The organism is Brevundimonas sp., from assembly GCF_029946145.1.
Lineage (GTDB): Bacteria > Pseudomonadota > Alphaproteobacteria > Caulobacterales > Caulobacteraceae > Brevundimonas.
This window is the reverse complement of record NZ_JAQSDY010000027.1, coordinates 78,796-102,360: the sequence shown is the minus strand read 5'-3', so window position 1 is coordinate 102,360 and position 23,565 is coordinate 78,796. Positions and strand designations below refer to the sequence as shown.

Annotated in this window: 25 protein-coding genes and 1 riboswitch; of the genes, 14 read left to right on the top strand and 11 right to left on the bottom strand. The window is 69.3% G+C overall.

All coding sequences use genetic code 11. The annotated features are described in order from the left end of the window. Positions 1-199: 199 nt before the first annotated feature. Positions 200-308, bottom strand: a riboswitch (TPP riboswitch). Next, complete coding sequence (locus PSV23_RS12590; RefSeq protein WP_300469479.1) at positions 286-513, top strand: hypothetical protein; 228 nt, start codon at positions 286-288, stop codon at positions 511-513. Its footprint overlaps the riboswitch before it by 23 nt. 7 nt (positions 514-520) lie before the next feature. Here the strand turns inward: PSV23_RS12590 and PSV23_RS12585 are convergent, their stop codons facing one another. From PSV23_RS12585 to PSV23_RS12575, 3 genes are read right to left on the bottom strand one after another with little or no spacing between them, the layout of a single operon-like run. Further along, positions 521-928 (bottom strand): hypothetical protein, encoded by a 408-nt coding sequence (locus PSV23_RS12585; RefSeq protein WP_300469477.1) that lies wholly within the window; start codon positions 926-928, stop codon positions 521-523. Between the two features lie 4 nt (positions 929-932). Continuing rightward, the gene (locus PSV23_RS12580) at positions 933-1,757 is read right to left on the bottom strand and encodes a TIGR02587 family membrane protein (protein ID WP_300469475.1); all 825 of its coding nucleotides are present in this window, start codon (positions 1,755-1,757) and stop codon (positions 933-935) included. Between the two features lie 38 nt (positions 1,758-1,795). Then, a complete protein-coding gene (locus tag PSV23_RS12575; RefSeq protein ID WP_300469473.1) occupies positions 1,796-2,407 on the bottom strand; it encodes a TetR/AcrR family transcriptional regulator in 612 nt (203 codons plus the stop codon). 329 nt (positions 2,408-2,736) lie between these two features. Here PSV23_RS12575 and PSV23_RS12570 point away from each other — a divergent pair, with 329 nt between their 5' ends. The 7 genes from PSV23_RS12570 (at position 2,737) to PSV23_RS12540 (ending at position 10,309) form a co-directional block, all read left to right on the top strand. Beyond that, complete coding sequence (locus PSV23_RS12570; RefSeq protein ID WP_300469471.1) at positions 2,737-3,174, top strand: BLUF domain-containing protein; 438 nt, start codon at positions 2,737-2,739, stop codon at positions 3,172-3,174. A 127-nt stretch (positions 3,175-3,301) separates the two neighbouring features. Continuing rightward, entirely contained in the window at positions 3,302-4,300 is a 999-nt protein-coding gene (locus tag PSV23_RS12565; RefSeq protein WP_300469469.1) for a D-cysteine desulfhydrase, read from the top strand. After that, complete coding sequence (locus PSV23_RS12560) at positions 4,300-4,962, top strand: amino acid racemase (protein WP_300469467.1); 663 nt, start codon at positions 4,300-4,302, stop codon at positions 4,960-4,962. The genes PSV23_RS12565 and PSV23_RS12560 overlap by 1 nt, the downstream gene beginning before the upstream one ends. Next, the gene (locus PSV23_RS12555; RefSeq protein WP_300469465.1) at positions 4,953-5,585 is read left to right on the top strand and encodes a hypothetical protein; all 633 of its coding nucleotides are present in this window, start codon (positions 4,953-4,955) and stop codon (positions 5,583-5,585) included. The genes PSV23_RS12560 and PSV23_RS12555 overlap by 10 nt, the downstream gene beginning before the upstream one ends. Positions 5,586-5,627: 42 nt before the next feature. Then, positions 5,628-6,557: a nucleoside hydrolase gene (locus tag PSV23_RS12550; protein WP_300469463.1), complete on the top strand. Its 930-nt coding sequence runs from the start codon at positions 5,628-5,630 to the stop codon at positions 6,555-6,557. Then, positions 6,554-7,402, top strand: coding sequence for a ribokinase (locus PSV23_RS12545; RefSeq protein WP_300469460.1), 849 nt, complete (start codon positions 6,554-6,556; stop codon positions 7,400-7,402). The genes PSV23_RS12550 and PSV23_RS12545 overlap by 4 nt, the downstream gene beginning before the upstream one ends. A 69-nt stretch (positions 7,403-7,471) precedes the next feature. Then, positions 7,472-10,309: a pitrilysin family protein gene (locus tag PSV23_RS12540; protein ID WP_300469458.1), complete on the top strand. Its 2,838-nt coding sequence runs from the start codon at positions 7,472-7,474 to the stop codon at positions 10,307-10,309. A 26-nt stretch (positions 10,310-10,335) separates the two neighbouring features. Here PSV23_RS12540 and PSV23_RS12535 read toward each other — a convergent pair whose 3' ends face one another. Together PSV23_RS12535 and PSV23_RS12530 are read right to left on the bottom strand one after the other, a co-directional pair. Further along, the gene (locus tag PSV23_RS12535; protein WP_300469456.1) at positions 10,336-11,007 is read right to left on the bottom strand and encodes a bifunctional 4-hydroxy-2-oxoglutarate aldolase/2-dehydro-3-deoxy-phosphogluconate aldolase; all 672 of its coding nucleotides are present in this window, start codon (positions 11,005-11,007) and stop codon (positions 10,336-10,338) included. A 396-nt stretch (positions 11,008-11,403) separates the two neighbouring features. Then, positions 11,404-12,225 carry an alpha/beta hydrolase gene (locus tag PSV23_RS12530; protein ID WP_300469454.1) on the bottom strand — a complete coding sequence of 274 codons (822 nt, stop codon included), beginning with the start codon at positions 12,223-12,225 and terminating at the stop codon, positions 11,404-11,406. 46 nt (positions 12,226-12,271) lie between these two features. Here PSV23_RS12530 and PSV23_RS12525 point away from each other — a divergent pair, with 46 nt between their 5' ends. Genes PSV23_RS12525 through PSV23_RS12515 form a run of 3 tightly spaced genes read left to right on the top strand, consistent with a single transcriptional unit; the run spans position 12,272 to position 14,013 of the window. Further along, positions 12,272-12,529 carry an Lrp/AsnC family transcriptional regulator gene (locus PSV23_RS12525; protein WP_056618579.1) on the top strand — a complete coding sequence of 86 codons (258 nt, stop codon included), beginning with the start codon at positions 12,272-12,274 and terminating at the stop codon, positions 12,527-12,529. A gap of 49 nt (positions 12,530-12,578) precedes the next feature. Further along, on the top strand, positions 12,579-13,763 hold the full coding sequence (locus tag PSV23_RS12520) for an acyl-CoA dehydrogenase family protein (protein WP_300469449.1): 1,185 nt from the start codon (positions 12,579-12,581) through the stop codon (positions 13,761-13,763). A gap of 1 nt (position 13,764) precedes the next feature. Beyond that, entirely contained in the window at positions 13,765-14,013 is a 249-nt protein-coding gene (locus tag PSV23_RS12515; RefSeq protein WP_300469447.1) for a hypothetical protein, read from the top strand. Between the two features lie 359 nt (positions 14,014-14,372). Here PSV23_RS12515 and PSV23_RS12510 read toward each other — a convergent pair whose 3' ends face one another. The 6 genes from PSV23_RS12510 to PSV23_RS12485 all read right to left on the bottom strand — a co-directional run bounded on the left by PSV23_RS12510 (position 14,373) and on the right by PSV23_RS12485 (position 18,925). Further along, entirely contained in the window at positions 14,373-15,383 is a 1,011-nt protein-coding gene (locus tag PSV23_RS12510; protein WP_300469445.1) for a P1 family peptidase, read from the bottom strand. A 136-nt stretch (positions 15,384-15,519) separates the two neighbouring features. Beyond that, a complete protein-coding gene (locus PSV23_RS12505; RefSeq protein ID WP_300469443.1) occupies positions 15,520-15,933 on the bottom strand; it encodes a MerR family transcriptional regulator in 414 nt (137 codons plus the stop codon). Continuing rightward, positions 15,933-17,168, bottom strand: a complete 1,236-nt coding sequence (locus PSV23_RS12500; protein WP_300469441.1) for an NAD(P)/FAD-dependent oxidoreductase — start codon at positions 17,166-17,168, stop codon at positions 15,933-15,935. Before PSV23_RS12500 ends, PSV23_RS12505 begins: the two co-directional genes overlap by 1 nt. A gap of 25 nt (positions 17,169-17,193) precedes the next feature. Next, a complete protein-coding gene (locus tag PSV23_RS12495) occupies positions 17,194-17,601 on the bottom strand; it encodes a MaoC/PaaZ C-terminal domain-containing protein (RefSeq protein WP_300469439.1) in 408 nt (135 codons plus the stop codon). Further along, complete coding sequence (locus PSV23_RS12490; protein WP_300469437.1) at positions 17,598-18,056, bottom strand: hypothetical protein; 459 nt, start codon at positions 18,054-18,056, stop codon at positions 17,598-17,600. The genes PSV23_RS12495 and PSV23_RS12490 overlap by 4 nt, the downstream gene beginning before the upstream one ends. Positions 18,057-18,139: 83 nt before the next feature. Beyond that, positions 18,140-18,925 carry an SDR family oxidoreductase gene (locus PSV23_RS12485; protein ID WP_300469435.1) on the bottom strand — a complete coding sequence of 262 codons (786 nt, stop codon included), beginning with the start codon at positions 18,923-18,925 and terminating at the stop codon, positions 18,140-18,142. Positions 18,926-19,042: 117 nt separating this feature from the next. On the opposite strand from PSV23_RS12485, the gene PSV23_RS12480 reads away from it, so the two are divergent. From PSV23_RS12480 to PSV23_RS12470, 3 genes are read left to right on the top strand one after another with little or no spacing between them, the layout of a single operon-like run. Next, positions 19,043-20,248, top strand: a complete 1,206-nt coding sequence (locus PSV23_RS12480; protein ID WP_300469433.1) for an acetyl-CoA C-acetyltransferase — start codon at positions 19,043-19,045, stop codon at positions 20,246-20,248. An 8-nt stretch (positions 20,249-20,256) separates the two neighbouring features. Further along, entirely contained in the window at positions 20,257-22,419 is a 2,163-nt protein-coding gene (locus PSV23_RS12475; RefSeq protein ID WP_300469431.1) for an FAD-dependent oxidoreductase, read from the top strand. Then, positions 22,407-23,564, top strand: coding sequence for an acyl-CoA dehydrogenase family protein (locus PSV23_RS12470; protein WP_300469429.1), 1,158 nt, complete (start codon positions 22,407-22,409; stop codon positions 23,562-23,564). The genes PSV23_RS12475 and PSV23_RS12470 overlap by 13 nt, the downstream gene beginning before the upstream one ends. Position 23,565: the final 1 nt, after the last annotated feature.

The window sequence follows — 23,565 nt, the reverse complement described above, 5'->3', positions numbered from 1 at the left end:
ATCGCTCGCTGCTTGAGCCTCGGATGCCTTGGGCGGGGTGACGGCGATGTTCATGGCGGCCTCTCTTTGGAGGTCCGCCGGCGCCGGACGGTTATCCCTCTTCTCCGCTCATCCCGGCGAATGCCGGGACCCAGATCGCGAACTCCGGCCTGACCGGCGAGAATTCCATCTGGGCCCCGGCATTCGCCGGGGTGAGCGGACGAAAAGACAATTCCCATCCCTTCGCCGGCATGACCCGGATCAGGTTCGACGGGTCAGGCGAATACGCCAATCTCAGCCGCTCGGATGCGACCCCCCGGAGAACGCCGGGAAACTGCGCCCGCCGACCGCGAGGGTCAAGCGGGCGCAAGGGCCTCGGAAGCGGACGGAGACGACCGGAACGTCGGCGACGGGCCGGACACCGGCGTGCATGCGACAGGCTTCCACGGGAGGTTCGGTTTCGTGATCGAGGCCGTTCAGCGCGACGGCCATGCGCCCGGCGGCGACCGATACGACATGCGGCTGACGTTCTGACGGCGACTCAGGGCTCGGACCAGCCGCGCACGGTCAGTTCGAGCCGCCCCTGACGGGGGTCCTGGCGGAACAGCAGGTTCAGGGCTTCGACGCCGCCGCCCGGGACATAGTCGAGGGTGGCGGTGGCGGTTTCGGGCGCGCCGGCCGGCGGTGTCAGGACGCCCTCGACCTCGACCGCGGCGGCGGTCTGACGGCCGCTGTTGCGGACCTCGACCTCGACCCGGAAGCCGGCGGCGACCGGCGCGACCGAGGCGGCGCGCGCCGAAAGCGCGGGCGGTGACGCGGGCGCGAGGGCGGCCGCGGCCAGCACGATCAGGACCCCGACGGTCACGACCAGACCCAGACCGGCCACGGCCCATTCAAGAAGGGGCCGTGACGCGGGAGTCTTGCGGGCGGGGGCGGGTTTTCGAGCCATGTAACTATACCAGCAGCCGCGCGACGGCGGCCCCAAGGGCGGCGGGGAAGGCGAGCACCACGGTGGTGGACACCATCATCGACGGCGCCTGGCCGTCCAGCCGCCCGAACACCCACAGCACGAACAGGCTGACCAGGATGGCGAGGGCGTAGCCGACGATGGTGAACCGGAACAGGGCCGCCCCGGGGTGGCTGGCGGACTCCTGACCGGCGAAGCCGACGGAGAACACCAGCAGGTGCAGCAGGACGATCGAGATCAGGGCCAGCAGCAGTATCTGCCAGCCGGCCATCTGGTAGCCGATCAGGATGACCTCTTCCGTCGGGGCGACATTGAAGGCCAGAACCAGGGCGCCGGCGGCCATCAGGAACAGTTCGCCGTGGTAGGGGGCGGTGTCCTCTGCGCCCTCGTCGGCGCCCGCGCCGAGCTGGCGGCGGGCCAGGGTCGCGCCAATGGCGGCGGGAAGGCCCTGCAGGGTGATCCGGCCGATGGCCTCCCCCGCGTTGATGTCGGGACCCAGCAGACCGAACAGGGCGAGGAAGGCCGCCGCGGTGGTGAAGCCCACGGCCAGGGCGGACAGGCTGTTGAACACGTCGTTGCGCCAGCCGCGCCGGGCGTTGAACCCGGCATAGTCGGACAGGCCGTAAAGCAGGGGCAGGGTCAGCAGGACGAAGGCGATCAGCCGAGCGGGCTGAATGGCGACGCCGAGCGCCCACATCTCCATCGTCATCAGAAGCGGGAAGGCGAAGATCAGGGCCCCGCCGAAGGCCCGGCCGAGGCTGGCCGCATAGGCGCGTTCCCGGCTTGTGTTGATCGCGAGCCTGGCAGTCATCGGGTCCCCAACGCCTCTGCAGCGCCGAGGCTCCCGGTTCAGTCGGGGAAGGCGAGCAGCAGGCGGTCCAGCGCGGCCTCGGCGCGGGGCCAGCCCTCGGCGTCGAGGGTCAGGCCGGCGACGCCGCCGCGCCGATCGGCCGACAGGGCCAGCTGCTGGACGGCGGCCAGAAGCACCGCGTTGAGAGCCGTCGGATCGCCTTCGGGCGGGACGCGCAGGCGGGGGCGGCGCTCACGCATCCAGTTCTGCAGCACGGCGGCGCGCTCGGCCTCGACACGGCGCAGCAGGTCGGAGTCCTCGACCAGCGCCCAGGCCATCAGGCGCAGGGACAGCGGACTGGCGCGCAGGGCGGCCAGCCAGGTCAGCAGGCTGATGCGGGCGAAGGTGCGAAGGCTGGCGGTCTCGACCAGGGGGATGGACGCCAGGCTGGCCGCGAGCGCCGCGTTGGCCCGGCGGGCGATGCGGTCGACCACCCCGTCGGCGCCGTCGAAATAGCGATAGACCAGCTTGCGGTCGCAGCCGGTCTCGGCGGCCAGGGTCTGGACGTTCAGGCCGGGAAAGCCATCGCGCAGCAGGATGCGCTCGCCCGCCGCGACGATGGCGGTCTCGGTGGCGCTGCGGTCGCGCAGTCTGACGGGCGATTCGGCCATGCGCGCAGCATCGGGCCGCGCGAGGTGAGTCGGCAAGCGGCGCGGGGGATGGCGGGGGGAAGAGGGTTGCGGCCCGGTCTGCGTCGGGGGGCGTGGCAGAGACCGGGCCGCGGAGGACTCTGTCGAGCGCGCATCGCCGCAAGGTCCGATCGATAAACCGCGGTCCCGGAAAACCGTTCCTCGCCGTTGTAAAAATTTTGCCGGCCGTGAGGGCGGGACCTGGACGGTCCATGTCGGGAAACGGACATTTCCGTTCCGGGGCAAATCTTTAACGCGCCTGCAACCCCGGGGGCGGAGTTGCATTAAGGCCGACGATAAAGAGGGCAAGCATGAGTCTGCGTCTGGAACGGCTGGTCTATGAAAGCACCGCCACGGGCACCACATCCTCGTTTGGCAACCTGGCCGTCATCCTGGCCGAGTCGCAGCGCAACAACGACCGGGACGGTCTGACCGGGGTGCTGGCCGCGCACCGCGACCGTTATATCCAGGTCGTGGAAGGATCGGCGCAGGCGCTGGACGCCCTGTTGCGGCGGCTGGAGAGCGATCCCCGCCACCGCGACGTCGTCCTTATGGGGCGCGAGCCCATCTCCGAACGCCTGTTCAGCCGCTGGTCCATGGCCAACGCGCGGATCACCCCCGTCCATGGCGCGGCCCTGGACAGTCTGATCGATGATGACGAGCTGACGCCTCGCGAGGTGGTCGGGATTCTGCTGGACGCGTTGCGGAAGGCCGACGCGGTCCGAGCGCCCGGGCGGTCGTTTCCCTGATCGGCCGCCGAGGGTGAAAGGCCAGGCTTGAGGTTCGCCGCCGGGGAGCCGCGTCGAAACATTGGCGAACCGGTCGGCAAATCGTCCGGAGGCGTCTAGAAGGGGCGGACACCGGAGCCGCCTACCCATGCACCTCGCCCGCTTTCCGCGCGTTCGTCTCGCCCATCTGCCGACCCCGCTGGAGCCGCTGCCGCGGCTGAGCGAGGCGCTGGGCGTCGAGATCTGGATCAAACGTGACGACTGCACGGGTCTGGCCGGCGGCGGCAACAAGACCCGCAAGCTGGAATTCCTGCTGGGCGACGCGATGGAGCAGGGCGCCGACACCCTGGTGACCCAGGGTGCGGTGCAGTCGAACCATGTGCGCCAGACGGCGGCCGCGGCCGCGGCGCACGGCTTCGCCTGCGAGGTCATCCTGGAGGAGCGGACGGGGTCGAAAGCCATCGACTATACGCACAACGGCAACGTCCTGATGGATCGGCTGTTCGGGGCGGGGATGCGCACGGTGCCCGGCGGCAGCGACATGACGGCCGAGCTGGAGAAGACGGCGGCCGAGGTGCGGGCGCGCGGCGGCAAACCCTACATCATCCCGGGCGGGGGTTCGAACCCGGTGGGGGCGTTGGGCTATGTCGACTGCGCGCGCGAGATCGTGGTCCAGGCGGACGAGCTGGACATGCAGGTGGACCGGATCATCACCGCCACGGGCAGCGCCGGGACGCATGCCGGGCTGGTGGCCGGGCTGGCGGTGATGGGGGCCGATATTCCGGTGCTTGGCATCGGGGTGCGGGCGCCGAAGGCGAAGCAGGAGGAAAATGTGCTCAAGCTGGCGCGCGAGACGGCGGCCCTGCTGGGGCGGCCCGATGCGGTGACGGAGGCGATGGTGGTGGCCGATTGCGACTATGTCGGCGAGGGCTATGGCCTGATCGACGGGGCGGTGATCGAGGCGCTGAAACTGGCGGCGCGGACCGACGCGATCGTGCTGGACCCGGTCTACACCGGCAAGGCGATGAAGGGGCTGATCGCCCTGGCGAAGGCCGGGCGGTTCGAGAACGAGACGGTGGTGTTCCTGCACACCGGGGGGGCGCAGGGCCTGTTCGGATACCAGGGCGAGATCGAGGGAGCGCTCTGATGGCGAAGGTATTGGGCGTTCTGGGCGGCATGGGGCCGGCGGCGACGGTGGCGTTTCTGGCGCGGGTGCAGGCGCTGACGCCGGCGCAGGGCGATCAGGACCACATCCGCATCATCGCCGACATCAATCCGCAGGTGCCGGACCGCAACCGCCAGTCCGACGCCGCCGAGGCGACGCTGGGGCAGATGGCGATGCGGCTGCGGGACGCGGGGGCGCAGGTGCTGTGCATGCCGTGCAACACCGCCCACGCCCAGGCGGCGGGGATCAGGAAGGTCGGCCTGCCCTTCATCGACATGATCGCCGAGACGACCGAGGCGGCGGCGGCGGGCGGGGCAAAGAAGATCGGCGTCCTGGCCACGCCGGGCGGCGAGGCGCTGTACGCCCGTGCGCTGCAGGGCAAGGGCGTGAAGATCGTGCGGCTGACCGGCGCGGCGCGCGAGGCCTTCATGTCCTGCGTTCATGCGGTGAAGCGCGGCGACCTGGGCGAAGGGCCGCGCGCCGAGATGCGGCGGCTGGCGGCGACCCTGGTCGCGGCCGGGGCCGAGGCGGTGATCGCGGGCTGCACCGAGGTGCCGCTGCTGCTGGGGGCGGGGGACGTGTCCGTTCCGCTGGTGGATTCGGCCGAGGTGCTGGCGCAGGTCTGCGTCGACCGGTGCAAGTGACGCCGGAGACGGCGGCCCGCGACCTGCTGCAACCGGGCGAAAGGGTCATCTGGACCGGCGCGCCCCATTCGCTGCAGTTCCTGTCGCGCCGTCAGGGGGCGGCCATCGTGTTCAACCTGTTCTGGTGGCTGATCCTGCTGCTGGTCGGGGCGTCGGCATGGGAGCTGCGCGAGAGCCCGATCGTCATCGTCATCGGCATCGTCTTTCTGATCGGCCTCCTTCAGGACAGCTGGCGCACCGGGCGTTGGCTGGCCCGCCGGATCGGCGAGACCTATGCGTTGACGGACCAGCGTGTGCTGATCTTCGAGCGTTCCGGCAAGCTGAGGGCGCAGGCGGGGTTGCTGAGCGCGCACCAGTTTCGCGCGGCGCCGCCGTCGGGCGAGCAGGGAGCCATCCTGCTGGACGACGACCAGCCTCTGTGCGGGTTCGGGCGGAGCCGCCCCGAGGACGGCCGGACGCTTCAGGCGCTCACGACCAACCGGAACCTGAAACTGAACCCCGGTGAGGATGCGCCGCGATTGTCGGGTCTGATCGGACATCTTGCGATTCTGGATCTGATCCGCCGGACGGCCGCCGACTATGAAGCCCGCTGGATGGCCGGGGCGAACACTCCGGAAGACTGACGTCCAGCTTGCAGCCGTGCGGTCGCGTGCCGATAAGGGGCGGTGACCCGCCAAGCCCTCATCATCGATTGCGATCCCGGCGTGGACGACGCCGTGGCGCTGATGCTCGCCTTCGGGTCGGGGGAGCTGGACCTGCTGGCCATCACCGCCGTGGGCGGGAATGTGCCGGTGGAGAAGACGGCGCGGAACGCGCGGATGCTGCGCCAGATCGCGGAGCGCGGGGGCGTGCCGGTGTTCATGGGGGCAGACCGGCCGCTGCGGCGCGAGGCGGCGGGGGCGGGCGAGTTCCACGGGGCCGAGGGGCTGGGCGACCTGACGCCGTTCGAGCCGGACCTTCCGTGCGCGGAGGGGCATGCGGCCGACGCCATCATCGATCGGGTTATGGGCCGGCCGGAGAAGTCGGTGGCCGTGGCCGTGCTGGGGCCGCTGACCAATCTGGCGCTGGCGTTGCGCAAGGAGCCCCGACTGGCGGAACGGCTGGGACCGGTGGCGATCATGGGCGGGGCGCGGTCCGAGGGCGGCAACATCACCGCCTCGGCCGAGTTCAATATCTGGGCCGATCCCGAGGCGGCGGCCGAGGTTCTGGCGACGGCTTGCGACGCCGTGCTGTTCGGGCTGGACGCGACGCACCAGGTGCGGGCGACCGAGGCGCGGATCGCGGCGCTCGAGGCCCTGGACAGGCCGATGGCGGATACGGCGGCCGCGATGATGCGGTTCTCGCAGCGGGTCGAGCGCAGGATCGTCGGCCGGGATTCGCCGCCCGTGCATGATCCCTGTCCGGTGGCCTGGCTGCTGCGGCCCGACCTGTTCGGGCTGAAGCCGTGCCGGGTCGAGGTGGAGACGACCAGCGATCTGACGCGGGGGCATACGGCGGTGGAGTTCCGTGTCGATCCGGCGACGGCGCCGCACCGCTGGGCGGTTTCGGCGGACGCCGACGGAGTGTTCGCCCTGATCACGGAGGCGGTGCGATGAGGATCACGGTCGTCGGCTCGATCAATCTGGATTTCGTCGCCAGCGCGCCGGCCCTGCCGCGCCCGGGCGAGACCGTGACGGGGGCGACCCTGGCGCGGCATCCGGGCGGCAAGGGGGCCAATCAGGCGCTGGCGGCGCAGCGGCTGGGGGCGGATGTCAGCCTGACCGGCTGCGTCGGCGACGACGAGATGGCGGGCGCGGCCCTGGCCCTGCTGATCGCCCATGGCGTGGAGTTGTCAGGGGTCGAGACCGACATCGCCGAGCCGACCGGCGTGGCCCTGATCGCCGTCGACGAACAGGGCGAGAACCAGATCGTGGTCTGCGCCGGGGCCAACCATCGCGTCACGCCCGAACAGCTTCCGGCGCGGATCGATTGTCCGCTGATCGTGCAGCTGGAGCTGCCGATCCCGACCGTCGAGGCGGCGGTGGGGCGGGCGACCGAGTTCGTCTGCGTCAACCTGGCCCCGGCCGCGCCGGTGTCGGACCAGCTGCTGCGGCGGGCCGACCTGCTGGTGGTCAACGAGACCGAGGCCGCCTTCTACGGCGACCTGCTGCACAACGGCGGCGGGCGGGTGGTGGTGACCGAGGGGGCGAAGGGCGCGGTCATGTACCAGCGAGGTCAGGAGCTGGCGCGCGCGACGCCGCCCCGGGTGAAGGCCGTGGACGCGACGGGCGCGGGCGACGCCTTCGTGGGCGCGATCTGCGTGGCCCTGCTGGAAGGGATGCCGGCCGATGAAGCGCTGCGGTTCGCCTGCGCCGCGGGCGCGATCGCGGCGACGCGGCCCGGGGCCCAGCCCTCGCTGCCGACGCGGGCCGAAGTCGAAGCGATCATTACGGCGACGTAACTTGGGGCGGCGCGGCGCGCTGATAGGGTCCGGACCTCTGTTCAGACGAGAACCCCTGGGGACCCCGACATGACCCGCACCGCCGCGCTTCTGGGGGCCTCACTGCTGGCCCTGACGTCTTTCGCCAGCGGGCCGGCCGCCGCCCAGGCGCCGATCTCCGTGCCGCCGCTGGAATACACCCACCGCGAGCTGGTCAACGGGCTGGACGTCTACGCCATGCCGGACGCCACCGCGGGCACGGTGACGGTGACCCTCTGGTACAATGTCGGCGGCAAGGACGATCCGCAGGGCCGCAGCGGCTTCGCCCACCTGTTCGAACACATACTGAGCCGCAAGACGGTCAACCTGCCCTATGGCCAGATCTCGACCCTGGTCGAGAACGCGGGCGGATCGCGCAACGCCTCGACCGGTCAGGATTTCACCAACTATTACGAGACCGTGCCGCCGCAGTATCTGGAGACCATGCTGTGGACCCATGCCGAGCGCATGGCGCGGCCGGTGGTCGACGACGCGGTGTTCCAGGCCGAGCGCTCGATCGTCAAGGAAGAGCTGCGGCAACGGGTGCTGGCGCCCCCCTATGGCCGATTCCAGCGCTTCGTGATCGGGGACAACAGCTTTGACGAAAGCATCTACCGCCGCAGCGTGATCGGTTCGATCGAGGAACTGGATTCGGCGGTGATCGACGACGCGCGGGCCTTTCACGAGGCCTATTATCGCCCGGCGACGGCGACCATGATCGTGTCGGGCAATTTCGATCCGGCGCAGCTGGACCGCCTGGTTGACCAGTATTTCGCCGATATTCCGAACCCGGAGCGTCCCGTGCCGGTGTTCCGGCGGCCCGTCGAAACTCCGCGCACGGCACCGCGCCTGGTCGAGGCCTGGGCGCCCAATGTGCCGATGCCGGCGGTGGGCGTGCTCTATCCGGGCCTGGCGGCGAACAACCCCGACACCGCCGCGCTGGACGTACTGCAGGCGATCATGTCGCGCGGCGACAGCTCGCGTCTGTACCAGGCTCTGGTCTATGGCAAGCAACTGGCCTCGACCGCCAATTTTGGCGCCAACAACATGGAGGAGGACGGCTCCATCGGCGTGACGGCCACGGTGGCGCGCGGCAAGTCGATGACCGATCTGGAGGCGGCGCTGGACGTCGAACTGGCGCGGGTGCGCGACGAGCCGGTGACCGCGGCCGAACTGGCCGAGGCCAGGACAGAGCTGGTGGCCGCCGATCTGCGTCAGCGCGAAACGGCCTCCGGCCGGGCCTTCATCCTGGGTCAGGCCATCGTCTCCCGGAACGATCCTGGTGCGCCGGACGCGCGGCTGGCGGCCATCCAGGCCGTGACCGCGGCGGACGTGCAACGGGTGGCGCGGACATACCTCAACGACCAGACGCGGGTGATGGTACGCTATCAGGACGAGAGCGCCCGGCCCGTGGGCGTACCCGAGGACAGCTGGCGCAACCCCGCGCCGGTCCCGACCTATCTGACCGTGCCGCCGGCCATACTGCCGGCCAACGAACTGCTGCCCGAAGGCCAGCGGATGGCGCCCCCGGCGCCGGGCGCGGTGCGTGCCATGGCGACGCCGCGGGTGGTCGAGCGGACGCTGTCCAACGGCCTGCGGGTCATCGCGGCGAAGTCGACCAACCTGCCCATCATGAACGTCCAGCTGAGAATGGCGGGCGGAGCGGCCGGGGATCCCGCCGGCCAGCCGGGGCTGGCTTCGATGACCGCCAATCTGGCGACCCGGGGCGCAGGCGGCCGCTCGGCGCCCGAGATCGCGCGGACGCTGGAAGCGCTGGGAGCCAATCTGGACGGCGGCGCCGGTGCGGATTCGAGCGCCCTGTCACTGTCCGCCCCGATCGCATCCGCCGATGAGGCCGGCTCGGTGTTCGCTGACGTGGTTCAGCGCCCGACCTTCGCCGCGGCGGAGCTGGAGCGCAGCCGGACGCAGACGGTCACCGGCCTGACGGTCGCCCTGCGCGATCCCGGAACCCTGGCCTCGCAGGTTCTGAACCGGCTGGCCTTCGGGGGCGCGGCCTATGGGGCGCCGGCTTCGGGAACGCCGGCCTCGGTCGGCGCCCTGACGCGCGACCAGGTCGTCGACTTCCATGACCGCTGGTGGCGGCCCGACAACTCCGCCCTGATCATCACGGGCGGGATGGAGCCGGAACAGGCCTTCGCCTTCGCCGAGCGGACGCTGGGCGGATGGGAACGTCCGGCGGGCGCGGTTCCGACTGTCGCCAACAGGGCGGGCGACCGGCCCGCGCCGCGCATCGTCGTGGTCGATCTGCCGGGCGCGGGTCAGGCCGCGGTGACGGCCGCCGTGCGTGGACCACGTAGGTCGGATGAAGCCTTCTATCCCCTGTCGGTAGTCAACAGCGTGATCGGCGGGGGCCAGAACGGCCACCTGTTCCAGGAGGTCCGCGCCAAACGCGGTCTGTCCTACGGCGCCAATTCGACGCTGACCGCGCGAGTGGACGGCGGCCTGCTGGCCGCTACGACCCAGACCAAGAACGAGAGCGCCGCCGAGGTCGTCGGCCTGGTGCTGGCCGAGTTCGACCGGCTGAAGACCGAGGCCGTGACCGATCAGGCGGTGACCGACCGCGAAGCCTTCATCACCGGCGGCTTCTCGCGCGCGGTCGAGACCACGGGCGGACTGGGCGGGGTGCTGGCGGATCTCGTCACCTTTGGCCTGCCGCTGACCGAGGTCGAGACCTATCCCGGCAAGATCAACGCCACGACGCCCGAGGGCGTGGCGGCGGCGGCGCAAGGCGTCGGTTCCGACCAGGCTTGGGTCGTGGTGGTCGGCCAGTCAGCCATGTTCATCGACGCGCTGAGGGCCGCACATCCGGACGTGGCGGTAATCCTGGCGGCGGAACTGGACCTCAACAGCGCGACGCTGGGGCTGTAGGAGTTACTGGCCACCAGCCACTCGTTCTACTTCGCCCGGAAGGCCGCGATCGCATCGACCGACTTGCGCACGTTGGCCTCGATGCCGGCCCAGTCGCCGGCCTTGACGGCGGCGTCGGTGACCAGTTTCGAGCCCATGCCGGCGGCGACGATGCCGCTGCCGAACCATCTGGCGATGCTGGCCTCGTCGGGGTCGACGCCGCCTGTGGGCATGATCTTCGTCCAGGGCATGGGACCCAGCACGGCCTTGACGAAGTCCGGGCCTCCGACGCTGGCGCCGGGGAACAGCTTGACGATCTCGCAGCCCAGCTCATGGGCCTGGCCGATCTCGGTGACCGAACCGCAGCCGGGGAAATACGCCGTCATGCGCCGGTTGCAGACGCGGGCGACCTCGGGGACGAGGCAGGGACTGACGACGAAGCGGGCACCGCGGTTCAGATAGAGGCTGGCCGTGCCCGCATCGACCACCGAGCCGATGCCCAGGATGATGTCCGGATCTGTCCGCTGCAGTTCACGGGCGATGTCGCCGAACAGGTCGCAGGCGAAGTCGCCGCGGTTGGTGAACTCGATCACCGGCGCTCCGCCGCGGGCGCAGGCGCGGATCACGTTCAGGCTGACCTGCCGATCCGGATGATAGAAGACCGGGGCCACGCCCTGGGACTCAAGGGCGGTCAGGACGGCGAGGCGGTCGTGGCGCATGGTCTGATTCCTCCGCCGGCGTCCGGCAGCCCGCCATGCTTATCCCACCCGTTGCGTTCCGGGAAAGCGGCGGCGCGGAGAGGCGCGGAACTTTGTGTTTCGAAAATCTGGCGAGGCGCTCAGGCCGTCTGCCGTTTGGCGCCGCAGAGGTCGCAGAACTCACGCCCCGAAACGCGGCGGTCCGGCCGCCAGCGATGGCGGCGGCAGCGAAGCTGGCGGAGGAACTTTCGAATGGCGCGGAACATGGAACTCGACGGAAGGAACGGGCTGGGGGAGGCCAACGGGTCGCGCGCAATCACAATCATTCAGCCCATCGGTCAAGCGATGAATTCGGGGGTTAAGGACGATGAATGGCCACCGGTGGCGCCAGCGCTGCTTTGGCGGTCAGCGACAGGGTCAGGCACCGCCCTTCGCAAGGCCGACGATTCGCTTCACCAGCGCGCTGTCCGGGTCGAACAGCGGATCCAGCACCGTGAAATGATTCAGGCCGGGCAGGGTCTCGTAGCGGGTCTCGACGCCGTTGGCGGCCCAGTGATCGGCCATCATGCGCGACTGGCGCAGGAACTCGGAGCTCTCGTCGCCGCCGACGACGCAGTCCAGCACTGTCCCGCCCGGGGTCGATCCGTTGGGCACGGGCCAGAAGACTGGCGACAGGGCGGCGCCCTCGCGCTCGTCGAGGTCGAGGGCCGTGTTCAGCGAGGTCTGCAGCAGGGGCCGGAGGTCGAAGATCCCGCTGATGGCGACAGCGGCGGAGACGCGGCCCTCGGATAGCAGGCAGGCCGCCATATGCCCGCCGGCGGAGTGGCCGAAGACGACCGGCCGGGCGCCGGTGCGGGCGCGGATCGCCTCCACCGCCTCGCGCACCTGACCCAGGATGCGGCCCAGGCGGACCGTCGGCGCGAGGTCGTAGGACGGGATGGCCAGGCTGACGCCGTTGGCGAGGAAGGCCGGGGCGAGGCCGCTGAACCAGTCCTTGTCCAGGGCCTGCCAGTAGCCGCCGTGCAGAAAGACGGCGATCGGCGCGCCGGGTCCGGCGTCGAACAGGTCCATGACCTCGCGCTCGCCCTGGCCGTAGGCGATCCCGACAGGCGGACGGGCGGCCCGGGCGGCCTCGGCGGTCTCGCGCCACATGGCCATGACGGCCGGATGGTCGGGCACGCGGGCGCGGTTGTTGTACTCGGCCTCGAGATCGATCGCCGCTTCGCTCTTACCCGTCACGCAACCATCCGCTAGATGAACCTCCACGCACCGGAGGACCGCCGCCATGATGACCGCCATCTTCGTCTTCATCAAATGCGAGCTGGGCCACGCCAACGACGTGGCGGCCGATATGGTGGACAATGTCGAATACGTCTCGGAGGTCTATTCGACCTCGGGCCAGTACGACCTGCTGGCCAAGTTCCAGCTGCCGAAGGAAATGGATATCGGGACGTTCGTGACGAAGTCGGTGCAGACGCGGGCCAACATCCGCGACACCTTCACGGTGATTACGTTTTCCCCGTTCCTGCCGGGCGGCGGCTGACGCAGCGTCACCCGTGAATCGCTGCTAGGGTCGCCGGACGGAGGCTGACATGACCGATCTTGATGCGTTTCGCGCGGAGACCCGCGCCTGGCTGGAGACGAACTGTCCGGCGGAATGCCGCGGGCCGGTCGAGAGCGACGAGGCCCGGGTGTGGGGCGGGCGCAACGCCGAGTTTCCCACACCGGCGCACAAGGTCTGGCTGGAGCGGATGGCGGCCAGGGGCTGGACCGCGCCGGAGTGGCCAGCTGAATACAGCGGCGGAGGCCTGAGCCGTGAACAGGCCAAGGTGCTGAACTCGGAGATGCGGCGCATCCAGGCGCAGGCCCCGCTGGCCAGTTTCGGGGTCTGGATGCTGGGACCGGCGCTGCTGGCGTTCGGAACCGAGGAACAGAAGCAGCGCTTCCTGCCCGGGATCGTGCGCGGCGAAATCCGCTGGTGCCAGGGCTATTCCGAGCCGGGTGCGGGGTCCGATCTGGCGGCGATCCAGACGCGGGCCGAAGACCGGGGCGACCACTGGATCGTCAACGGCCAGAAGGTGTGGACCAGCTATGCCGACAAGGCGGACTGGATCTTCTGTCTGGTGCGAACCGATGCGGAGGCGCCCAAGCATCTGGGCATTTCGTTCGTGCTGTTCGACATGGCGACCAAGGGCGTGAGCACCCGGCCCATCACCCTGATTTCGGGCAAGAGCCCGTTCTGCGAAACCTTCTTCGACGACGTGCGGGTGGAGAAGGAGAACCTGGTCGGGACCCTGAACCGCGGCTGGGACGTGGCCAAACACCTGCTGGCCCATGAGCGGACGATGATCGGGGCCATGGGCGAGCTCGGGGGCGGCCGGCCGCTGGGCCAGGTGGCGACCGGATCGATCGGGCTGGATGACGACGGGCGGCTGGATGACGGCATGCTCCGTGCACGGATCGCCGAGCTGGAGGTGGACGCCGCCGCCTTCCGCCTGACCATGGAGCGGACCGGGGATCAGGTGAAGGCGGGCCAGGCGCATCCGGCGATCGCCTCGATGTTGAAATACTATGGGTCCGAGCTGAACAAGCGGCGCCACGAACTGCTGATGGCGGCCGGCGGGTCGGACGCGCTGGAGTGGGAGAGCGACCGTTCGCGCCATGGGGCGGCGGCGCGCGACTGGCTGAGGACCAAGGCCAATTCCATCGAGGGCGGGACCAGTGAGGTCCAGCTGAACATCATCGCCAAACATCTGCTGCAGCTGCCGGGGGCGTAGTGTGCAACGGGTCTGGTGGGTGCTCGCGATCTGCGTCTGGCTGGCGAGCGCCGTCTTTAGCCAGCAGGTCGCCAGCACGCTGTTCATGTTCGGCTCGCTCGACCATCCGACGCTTCAGGTCCGCCTGATCCTCTGGGCTCCTGTCGTCGCGCTCGGCGTGCTCGCGGTCGTCGCGATCGTGCGTCGCAAGGTCGTGTGGCTCCCCGCGCTTCTCCTCGGCTCCACCAGGGCGCAGTGTTTTGCTCCTTGAAATCAATAAGCTGTAGATCGCGTGAGCGATCGACCCTTGATCCAACCCTAAAATACGTCAGGCCTGCGACCCTGCGCTTTGTCCGCCTCTGAGTCGTCTGAGCCGTTGCGAGGGTCCGCTTCAGCCCAGATCGGAGCCGGGGGCTGCAGGATCGGCGGCAAGCGCTCTGCCGACGGCGCGCCGTCGATGCTGAAGGAACGGTGCTGAATGTTCTCGTGCGCAGCGGCGGGATTGCGGCGCAGCGCTAGCTGGGCCACCTGCACGGGCCGGGTCGCTTGCGGGCGGACCACAGGGCGGAGAACTCGCACTCGCCGTACCAACCACGGGACCGGAGGATGCAACAGTTCAAGACCCAGACCTCAGCCCAACGTTTCGTCATGCTGATGGCGGCCGAACCCTTTGGCGTGAAAGACCCCGCGGGCGATGGCCCGTGCGACGACGTCCGCCGCTGTCGCCCCGATCCGGGCGATTGCGAGGGGCCGGCGCCCATCGCATGGCAATTCCCGGAGCCCTGTCGACAGGGCGAAGACGATATCACCGTCGAACGGCGTGTGGGCGGGGCGGATGGCGCGCGCCAGCCCGTCCTGGGCCATCACCGCCACTCGCAATAGCTCGACACGCGACAGAGCGACGTCGGTGGCGACGCAGGCCAGAGTCGTATTGAGACCCCCCGCCGCCGACGCCTTGGCCAGCCCCCAGGTCTGGTGAAAGACCGGAGCTTGGCTGACGCCCAGACCGCCGAACTCGTCATCGATCTCGAACGGCGCAGCCCAGAACTGGCCGCTGCCCGGTGCGATAACCGATCCGAAGCTGTTTACGGCCGCCAGGGCGCCCACGACGCCGCCGTTGGCCATGGTCGCCGAGGCGGAACCGATGCCCCCGGGGAGTCCGCCCGCGCGTGCCCCAAATCCGGCGCCCGCCGTTCCGATGTCAAAGTCCGGCGTTGCCGTCCCGGCGGCGATCCGGCCGAGAGTCCGATAGGGCGGGTCCTCGCCCCAGTCCTTGGCGCCGCCATTGGCCAGGTCGTAGAGACAGGCTGCGGGCACGATCGGAGACGACGGCACGCCGGCGCCGCCGCCGAGCGCGAATCCCCGCCCCCGAGCGCCAAGCCAGGCGGCGACTCCGTCCCCGGCTGCCAGACCGTGGACGGAACCCCCGGCGAAGACGATCGCGTCGATCTCCTGCACCAGGTTCTCGGGTCGAAGTGTCTCGGTCTCACGACTGGCGGGGGCGCCGCCCCGGACATCGACCGCGGCGATGACGGGCCGGTCGGCAAGGATCACCGTGACCCCGCTGGCCGCCGCTTCGTCGTGCGCCTGGCCTACGGACAGGCCCTCGACGTCGGTGATCAGATTGCGTCGCGGCTTCATGAGCTGTCCTTGCGACCGCATCGGTCGGGTCCGGCCTTGTCCATACTTGGACGCAAACAGCCCGTCACGGATGGCGCCGTCAGCCTGAAGGCGGCCTGTCTCCACGCAGCAGCCGGAACCCATGCTGGTGGGCCGCTCAGGGCTCCGCGCCCGTCGGGCGGACGGCCCGGCCCGGGGGAGCGTTGTAGCGCCAGAGGTCCCCGGACCGGGCGGCCGGGAGCAGGCGTTCGAGTTCCGACACCTGCGCCTTGGCCGCCGCCAGCCGGTCTTCCAGAAGGTCGGCGACTTGGCGGAGGTCGAGGGCGGATTCCCCTTTCACGACGGCCTCGATGCATTTGAGCGACACGTCGGCCCGTCTCAGAACCACGATCATCTCGGCCCTTGCCCGGTCTTCCGGCCCGTAGAGGCGTGTCTGACGCGCGTCCCGCGTCGGGTTCAGTAGCCGGGCGTCTTCATAGTAGCGCAACGCACGAACGGTCGTGCCGAGGCTGTCCGCCAGATCGCTCACGGTCATGCCGGCGGCCGCCCGTTTGTGCGCGCCTTCGGCCATCACCCGGCCCTTCCGTCGTCGGTCACAGCGGAGCGCTCCACATTTTTTATCGACACGGCAGGGTCGATCAGCTTGGCGAAATCCACAGCCGTCCCCCTGCCGATCATTTGCCGGCCGGCCATGAATTCGGACGGGGCGCTGACGGCCTCGACGCAGACAATGCGGTCGCCCCTCAGATGGAAGACGGCGAAGCGGCCGCTCTCCGGGTCGCCCCGGACCACCTGACGGTCGGCGTCGAACGGCAGGCCAGCGATCTGCAGCTTGATTTCGTACTGGTCGGACCAGAACCACGGGACCTCGGGCGACGGCGCCGGGCGGCGGGTGATGGCGGCAGCGGCCTGTTTGGCCTGCTCCAGCGCATTGGGCACGCTCTCCAGCCGCATGATCCGCCCGCCCATCGCCGGGATCGGCCGCTGTGTCATGTCCCCGACGGCGTAGATGTTCCGGTCAGAGGTTCGCGCCGTCTCGTCGACCGCCACGCCGTTGTCGCAGGCCAGGCCCGCCGTCCGCGCCAGACCATCGCGAGCGAGGGCTCCGACGCCAACCAGCACCGCATCAGCCGGGATCAGTTCGCCGTCGGCCAGCCGCACCCCGCCGGCCTCGAAACCGGTGACCTCGACGCCGGTGCGGATCTCGACGCCATGCCCGCGGTGATGGGCGGTGAAGAAGGCCGACAGGGGTTCGGAGGCCACCCGCTGCAGCACCCGGTCCATCCGCTCGATCACCACCACTTCGGCGCCCAGGGCCCGCGCCGAGGCCGCCGCCTCCAGCCCGACATAGCCGCCCCCGACCACCGCCAGCCGCTTGCCGGGGCCCAGCGCCGTCTTGAGCCGCTCGGCGTCATGCAGGGTCCGCAACTCGATCAGCTCGGGCCGGTTCGCGCCCGGGACCGGCAGTTTCCGCGCCGTCGAGCCGGTCGCGAGGATCAAGGTGTCGTAGGGCTCGATCGTCCCGTCGACGAAGGTCACGGTCTTGGCCACGGCATCGATCGCGGTCGCCGTCACGCCGGTGCGCAGGTCGATCCCCTGTTCGGCGTAGAAGCTCTCCGGGCGCAGAAGCAGGGTCTCCATCTCGGCCTCGCCCTTCAGCCAGGCCTTGCTGAGCGGCGGCCGCTGGTACGGCGGCGCCGTCTCCTCGCCTGCCAACACGATCTGTCCGTCGAAACCATACTGCTTCAGCAACGCCGCGACCGAGCCTCCGGCGTGACCGGCGCCGATGATCAGAACCTTCGTCATCGCGCGAACACCGCGCCGCCGCCCTTCACCCGTTCCGCCTGTCTGGAGAGGTTTTGACGACCGCCACGCCCTTGATGACAAGGTCCCGCTCAGCCGCCCGCAGCCAGACGTCGCAGGTCACCTCCGATCCTTCGATCGCGCTGACCGTCCCGCCGGCCGTCACGTCGTCGCCCTCGAAGACATTGTCGACATAGCGGACGTCGAGCGAACGGATCGCGGCGCCGGGGAAGGCGGCCCTGATCATGTTGATGACATAGGCCAGGTTGGCCGGACCCTGGTTGATGACCCGGTCGCCCAGACCTTTGGCCGCCACCGCTGCCCGGTCCAGGTGGATGGCATTGGGATCGTGCAGGGCGGCAGCCCAGATTTTCATGGCGTCCGGATCGACCGAGGCGATCCGGAAGGGCGGCAGGGCGTCTCCGACAGCGATCATCGCGCCAACTCCCGCCGGGGGAGCGCCCAGCTGTTGCGCGACGTAACCACGGGCCGCCCGTCCGGCAGACAGAGGCGCAGTTCGTAGTCCAGCAGGTCCATGACGCCGAACGCCCGGCTGGGCTTGCGCGTCAGGGACCGGATCTGGCCGGTCACGACATAGGGTTGGTCGGTGACCAGCGGCTGTTCGAAGGTCACGGACGACGACCCCATCATCGGGCCTTCTTCGATGTCGAAGTCGCAGGCGGCGCACAGGCCCGCGACGGTCACCCCCATCCCGACCTGGGTGGCGATGTAATAGTAGATCGGGTGGGCCTCGCCGCCGGCGTCCGGCTCGACTCCGGTCGAGCGGCACAGGGCGGCGTTCTCCTCGGCCGAGATCACATAGAACTCGCCGCCCGACAGGGACGTGCCGGCGACGTCGGGCGGCGGCGGAAAGGTGGGGGCGTCAGGCATGATGGGATCGGCCTTGATGGATCGATCTGTCTTGTCCGGCTCGATCTCATTTTGTCAACCGTTTGGTCGAAAATCAACGGTGTTCAGCCCGCCGAAGTCTGGCCGCTGCCCGCGCCGCTGGCGGTCATCAGGGTTGTCGCCAGGCCGCCGTCCGCCAGCAGGTCGACGCCCGTGACGTTGCGCGACAGGTCGCTGAGAAGGAACAGGATGACGTTGGCGATGTCTTCCGGCGCGCCCAGTCGGCGCAAGGGCAGGCCGGCCTCCCGCCTCCGCCGGCGCTCTTCGTCGGCATAGCCGCCGGCGGTCATCGGCGTCAGGGTCGGGCCAGGCGAGACGGTGTTGCAGCGGATGCCGTCCGGCCCCCATTCGTTGGCCATCTGGCGCACCAGCATCATCAGGGCCGCCTTGCTGGCGGAATAGGCGCCCAGGGGTGGGGTCGGGTGACTGGCGGAGATGGAACCCGTCGCCACGATGGAGCCGCCGCCCGCCGCGACCAGATGCGGATAGACCGACTTGGCGATCAGCCAGGTCGCCCGGGTGTTGATGGCGATCATCCGGTCGAAATCGGCGACGTCCATGGTCGCCAGCGGCGCGCCGAGGATGATCCCCGCATTGCTGGCCAGGCCATCGATTCCGCCCATGGCCTCGACGGCCCTTGCCGCGATGGCCGCGCCGCAGTCGGGATCGGCGATGTCGGTCACGAACGACGTCGCGGTCCCTCCCAATTCGGCCGTGATCCGCGTCAGTCCTTCGGCGTCCCGGTCCACCAGCAGCACGTGATGCGGGCCCGGCATGACCCGGCCGGCGATCAGGCCCCTAGCGACGGCTGCGCCGATCCCGCTGGCGGCTCCGGTGACGATGACCCGCATGGTTCACTCCCTTTTGGACTTGCGTTCACCCTACACGCCCTGCCAATTAGCTGCCAACCGTTCGGTTGGTAAAAAGCGGACGCCCGACCCGATCGGGGCGTCGAAACGAGGTGCGTCATGGCAGAGGCCTATATCTACGACCATGTGCGCACGCCGCGCGGCAAGGGTCGACCCGACGGCTCCCTGCATGAGGTGACGGCCGTCGAGCTGCTGAGCCAGGTGCTGCGGTCGCTGCGCGATCGTAACGGTTTGGACACGGCGCTTCTGGACGACGTGGTCATCGGCTGCGCCCAGCCGGTGGGCGAGCAGGGCGGCGACATCGCCCGCGCCGCCGTGATCAACGCCGGCTATGCCGAAACCGTCGCGGGCCAGCAGGTTCACCGCTTCTGCGCCTCGGGCCTCGAGGCCGTGAACAACGTCACCGCCCAGGTCATGTCGGGCATGGCCCACGCCGGCGTCGGCGGCGGGGTGGAGAGCATGAGCCGCACCTTCATGGGCGCCGACAGCGGCGCCTGGTCCGCCGACCCGCGCGTCGCCTTCAACAACTGGTTCGCACCCCAGGGCATCGGCGCCGACCTGATCGCCACCCTCGACGGCTTTTCGCGCCACGACGTCGACACCTATGCGGCGGAGAGCCAGCGCCGCGCGGCCAAGTCCTGGGCCGAGGGCAATTTCGCCGGCTCGATCGTTCCGGTCGTCGACGTCATGGGCGAGGTGCTGCTGGACCGTGACGAACACATGCGGCCCGAGACCACGGTCGAGAGCCTTGGCAAGCTGAAGCCCGCCTTCCCGGCGATGGCCGGAATGGGTTTCGATGCCGTCGCCGCGGCTCGCTATCCTGAGGTCGAGGCGCTGGACCACGTCCACACCGGCGGCAACTCCTCCGGCATCGTCGATGGCTCCGGCGCCGTCCTGGTCGGGTCGAAGGAATTCGGCGAGGCGGCCGGCCTGAGGCCGCGCGCCCGCATCCGGGGCTTCGCCGCCATCGGCTCGGAGCCGACCATCATGCTGACCGCCCCAGCCGCCGTCAGCGACAAGGCGCTGAAGAACGTCGGCATGAGCCGGGCCGACATCGACCTGTGGGAGCTGAACGAGGCCTTCGCCAGCGTCGTTCTGCGTTATCGCCAGATCATGGGCATCGACCCGGCGACCCTGAACGTCGCGGGCGGCGCCATCGCCCTGGGCCATCCGCTGGGGGCGTCCGGCGCGATGATCCTGGGTACGGTTCTGGACGAGCTGGAACGCCGCGATCTGTCCACCGCCCTCGTGACCCTGTGCGCCGGCAACGGCCTGGGCTCCGCCACCATCATCGAACGCGTCTGAGGCCCGACATGCGCCATATCTCGATCAATGCCGACGCCGACGGCGTCGCAGTCGTCACGCTCGATAATGCGGACGAATCCATGAACCTCGCCTCGGCCGAGTTCCTGGCCGAGATGACCGAGGCCATCGCGAAGGTGGCGGCGGACGAGGCGATCACCGGCGTGATCCTGACCTCCGGCAAGGCCGCGTTCATGGCCGGCGCAGACCTGAAGGAACTGGTCGACGGCTTCGGCAAGTTGACGAAGCCCGAGGCTTACGCGTTCAGCCAGCGCGCGACGGCGGTTCACCGTGCCATCGAAGCCAGCGGCAAGCCCTGGGTCGCGGTGCTGAACGGACTGGCGCTGGGCGGCGGCTTTGAGCTGGCGCTGGCGTGTCACTATCGCGTGCTGTCGGACGATCCCAAGGCCGTCGTTGGCCTGCCGGAGGTCAATGTCGGCCTGTTGCCCGGATCGGGCGGCACCCAGCGTCTGGTGCGGATCGCGGGGGCGAAGACGGCGCTGGACCTGCTGCTGGCGGGCCGTCCGGTGAAGCCCACCGAGGCGATGACGCTGAAGATCGTCGACGAGATCGCGCCGCCCGCCGAATTGATGGATCGGGCCAGGGCCTGGCTGGCGACCCGGCCTGATCCGGTCAAGCCGTGGGACAGGAAGGGCTATGTCGCCGCCGAGCAACGTGGGCTGCTGAATCCCGACACCGCGGCGATGTTCACCGTGGCCACCGCCCACGCCGCGGCCAAGGGCTACAACACGCCCGCCGCCGCCGCGATCCTGTCGTGCGTGTTCGAGGGTGTGCAATTGCCGTTCGACAAAGCCCTGTCGGTCGAAAGCAAGTATTTCGCCAACCTGCTGACGGATCCGGTCGCGCGCAACATCATCCGCACCACCTTCATCTCGAAGGCCGCCGCCGAGAAGGGTGCGCGCCGCCCGGCCGACGCGCCAAAATCGAAGGTGGAGAAACTGGGCGTTATCGGCGCCGGCATGATGGGGGCGGGGATCGCCCTTGTCGCCGCCCAGGCCGGGATCTCCGTGGTCCTGATCGACCGCGACGTCGCCTCCGCCGAGAAGGGCAAGGGGTATTCGACGAAGGTCCTCAGCAAGGCGGTCGAGAAGGGGCAGCGGACCCAGGAGGGTGCCGACGCTATCGTCGCCCGGATTACCGCCACGGACGATTTCGCCCATTTGGAAGGCTGCGATCTGGTGATCGAGGCGGTGTTCGAGGACACGGCGCTCAAGGCCGAAACGACGCGCAAGGCCGAGGCGGTCATCCCTGCCGCGGCTGTGTACGCCTCCAACACCTCGACCTTGCCGATTACCCAACTGGCGGAGGCGTCGGCACGCCCGGACCAGTTCATCGGTCTGCACTTCTTCTCGCCCGTCGACCGGATGGGACTGGTCGAGGTCATCGTCGGCCAGAAGACCAGCAAGGCGACGCTGGCGAAGAGCCTCGACTTCATCGCCCAGCTTCGCAAGACGCCCATCGTCGTCAACGACAGCCGTGGCTTCTACACCAGCCGGGTGTTCCAGACCCTGATCCACGAGGGCGCGACGCTTCTGGCTGACGGTGTGCCGCCTGCGGTGATCGAGAACGCGGCCAAGGCGGTCGGCCTGCCCGTCGGACCCCTGGCCCTGCTGGACGAGGTCACGCTGGACCTGCCGCTCAAGATCGTCGATCAGACGATCGCGGAGGAAGGGGCGAAATACCATCCGCCCGGCGGCGTGCCGACCTTGCGCAGGATGCGCGACGATCTGGGTCGGGCTGGCCGCAAATCCGGCGGCGGCTTCTACGACTATCCGGAAGGCGGCAAGAAGCACCTCTGGAAGGGACTGGCCGAACATTTCCCGCAGAAGACCGGCTGGGACATCGAGGACGTCAAGAAGCGCTTCCTCTACGCCCAGGCAATGGAGACGGCCCGCTGTCTTGAGGAAGGGGTGCTGGAAACGCCGCAGGACGCCGATCTGGGCGCCGTCTATGGCTGGGGATTCCCGACCTGGACGGGCGGCACGATCAGCTACATCGACACCGTCGGCATCCAGGCCTTCGTGGCCGAGGCTGACCGGCTGGCCCAAGCCTATGGCCCGCGGTTCGCCCCCTCGCCGTGGCTGCGTGACAAGGCCGCCCGCAATGAAGGCTTCTATGATGCCGTCCGGACAGAGCAATCATGCGCCGCCTGATCTTCGAGCCCGAGCACGAACAGTTTCGCGACAGCGCCCGGCGTTTCTTCCAGGAGGAGGTCGCCCCGCATGGCGAACGCTGGCGCGAACAGGGGTTCGTCGACCGCGAAATCTATCGCAAGGCGGGCGCGCAGGGCCTGCTGCTGACCTGGGCCGAGGAGCAGTACGGCGGTCTGGCCCTGGATGATTTCCGCTTTGAGCAGATCATCATTGAGGAGAACGTCGCCCACGGCGAGATCGGCTTCTACATCAACCTGCACTCGGCTCTGGTCGCCCCCTATATAGCCGGGCTGGGCACGGACGAGCAGAAGGCGCGCTGGCTGCCCGGCTGCGTCTCGGGCGAGAATATCCTTGCCATCGCCATGACCGAACCCGGCGCGGGCAGCGATCTGGCCGGCATGCGGGCGCGGGCCGAGGACCGGGGTGACCACTGGCTGCTGAACGGCTCCAAGACCTATATCTCCAACGGCCAGATCGCCGATCTGATCATCGTCGCGGCGCGGTCCGACCCTAACTCGAAACACGGTCTCGGCCTGTTCGTGGTCGAGGAGGGAATGCCCGGATTCGAGCGCGGCCAGCGGCTGAAGAAGATGGGACTCGCCGCCCAGGACACTTCCGAGCTGTTCTTCAACGACGTGAAGGTGCCCAAGGCCAATGTGCTGGGTGAACCGGCGCAGGGTTTCCGCTATCTGTCGCGCTTCCTGGCCGGTGAGCGGCTGGTGGCGGCGATCGGTTCGATGGCCTCGGCGCAGATTGCCTTCGACATCACGCTGGACTTCGTCAAGGAGCGCCGCGCGTTCGGGAAGCCCATCGGCGCCTTCCAGAACAGCCGCTTCGTCCTGGCGGGCCTTCGCGCAGAACTGGATGCGGCCCAGACCTTCATCGACCAGTGCACCCTGCTGCTGAACGCGGAACAGCTGGCAGCCGACGACGCCGCCGCCGCCAAGCTGATCTCGTCCGAGCTGGAAGGCAGGGTGGTCGACGCCTGCGTCCAATTGCACGGCGGCGCGGGCTATATGGAAGAGTACCGCATCAGCCGGCTCTACTCCGACGCCCGCATCAGCCGCATCTTCGCCGGCACGTCCGAGATCATGAAGGAGATCATCGGCCGAGGTCTGGGGCTGGACGAGCGGCGGATGCAGTAGC

What these genes read in the sequence shown, in the direction of transcription:
- PSV23_RS12505 (WP_300469443.1), bottom strand. Translation starts at nt 15,933, where the DNA reads ATGGCCGAAGGCGCGCACAAACGGGCGGCCGCCGGCATGACCGTGAGC.
- PSV23_RS12500 (WP_300469441.1), bottom strand. Translation starts at nt 17,168, where the DNA reads ATGACGAAGGTTCTGATCATCGGCGCCGGTCACGCCGGAGGCTCGGTC.
- PSV23_RS12570 (WP_300469471.1), top strand. Translation starts at nt 2,737, where the DNA reads ATGAGTCTGCGTCTGGAACGGCTGGTCTATGAAAGCACCGCCACGGGC.
- PSV23_RS12475 (WP_300469431.1), top strand. Translation starts at nt 20,257, where the DNA reads ATGCGCCATATCTCGATCAATGCCGACGCCGACGGCGTCGCAGTCGTC.
- PSV23_RS12580 (WP_300469475.1), bottom strand. Translation starts at nt 1,757, where the DNA reads ATGACTGCCAGGCTCGCGATCAACACAAGCCGGGAACGCGCCTATGCG.
- PSV23_RS12480 (WP_300469433.1), top strand. Translation starts at nt 19,043, where the DNA reads ATGGCAGAGGCCTATATCTACGACCATGTGCGCACGCCGCGCGGCAAG.
- PSV23_RS12535 (WP_300469456.1), bottom strand. Translation starts at nt 11,007, where the DNA reads ATGCGCCACGACCGCCTCGCCGTCCTGACCGCCCTTGAGTCCCAGGGC.
- PSV23_RS12485 (WP_300469435.1), bottom strand. Translation starts at nt 18,925, where the DNA reads ATGCGGGTCATCGTCACCGGAGCCGCCAGCGGGATCGGCGCAGCCGTC.
- PSV23_RS12525 (WP_056618579.1), top strand. Translation starts at nt 12,272, where the DNA reads ATGATGACCGCCATCTTCGTCTTCATCAAATGCGAGCTGGGCCACGCC.
- PSV23_RS12545 (WP_300469460.1), top strand. Translation starts at nt 6,554, where the DNA reads ATGAGGATCACGGTCGTCGGCTCGATCAATCTGGATTTCGTCGCCAGC.
- PSV23_RS12565 (WP_300469469.1), top strand. Translation starts at nt 3,302, where the DNA reads ATGCACCTCGCCCGCTTTCCGCGCGTTCGTCTCGCCCATCTGCCGACC.
- PSV23_RS12585 (WP_300469477.1), bottom strand. Translation starts at nt 928, where the DNA reads ATGGCTCGAAAACCCGCCCCCGCCCGCAAGACTCCCGCGTCACGGCCC.
- PSV23_RS12490 (WP_300469437.1), bottom strand. Translation starts at nt 18,056, where the DNA reads ATGCCTGACGCCCCCACCTTTCCGCCGCCGCCCGACGTCGCCGGCACG.
- PSV23_RS12590 (WP_300469479.1), top strand. Translation starts at nt 286, where the DNA reads ATGCGACCCCCCGGAGAACGCCGGGAAACTGCGCCCGCCGACCGCGAG.
- PSV23_RS12495 (WP_300469439.1), bottom strand. Translation starts at nt 17,601, where the DNA reads ATGATCGCTGTCGGAGACGCCCTGCCGCCCTTCCGGATCGCCTCGGTC.
- PSV23_RS12540 (WP_300469458.1), top strand. Translation starts at nt 7,472, where the DNA reads ATGACCCGCACCGCCGCGCTTCTGGGGGCCTCACTGCTGGCCCTGACG.
- PSV23_RS12560 (WP_300469467.1), top strand. Translation starts at nt 4,300, where the DNA reads ATGGCGAAGGTATTGGGCGTTCTGGGCGGCATGGGGCCGGCGGCGACG.
- PSV23_RS12470 (WP_300469429.1), top strand. Translation starts at nt 22,407, where the DNA reads ATGCGCCGCCTGATCTTCGAGCCCGAGCACGAACAGTTTCGCGACAGC.
- PSV23_RS12575 (WP_300469473.1), bottom strand. Translation starts at nt 2,407, where the DNA reads ATGGCCGAATCGCCCGTCAGACTGCGCGACCGCAGCGCCACCGAGACC.
- PSV23_RS12510 (WP_300469445.1), bottom strand. Translation starts at nt 15,383, where the DNA reads ATGAAGCCGCGACGCAATCTGATCACCGACGTCGAGGGCCTGTCCGTA.
- PSV23_RS12520 (WP_300469449.1), top strand. Translation starts at nt 12,579, where the DNA reads ATGACCGATCTTGATGCGTTTCGCGCGGAGACCCGCGCCTGGCTGGAG.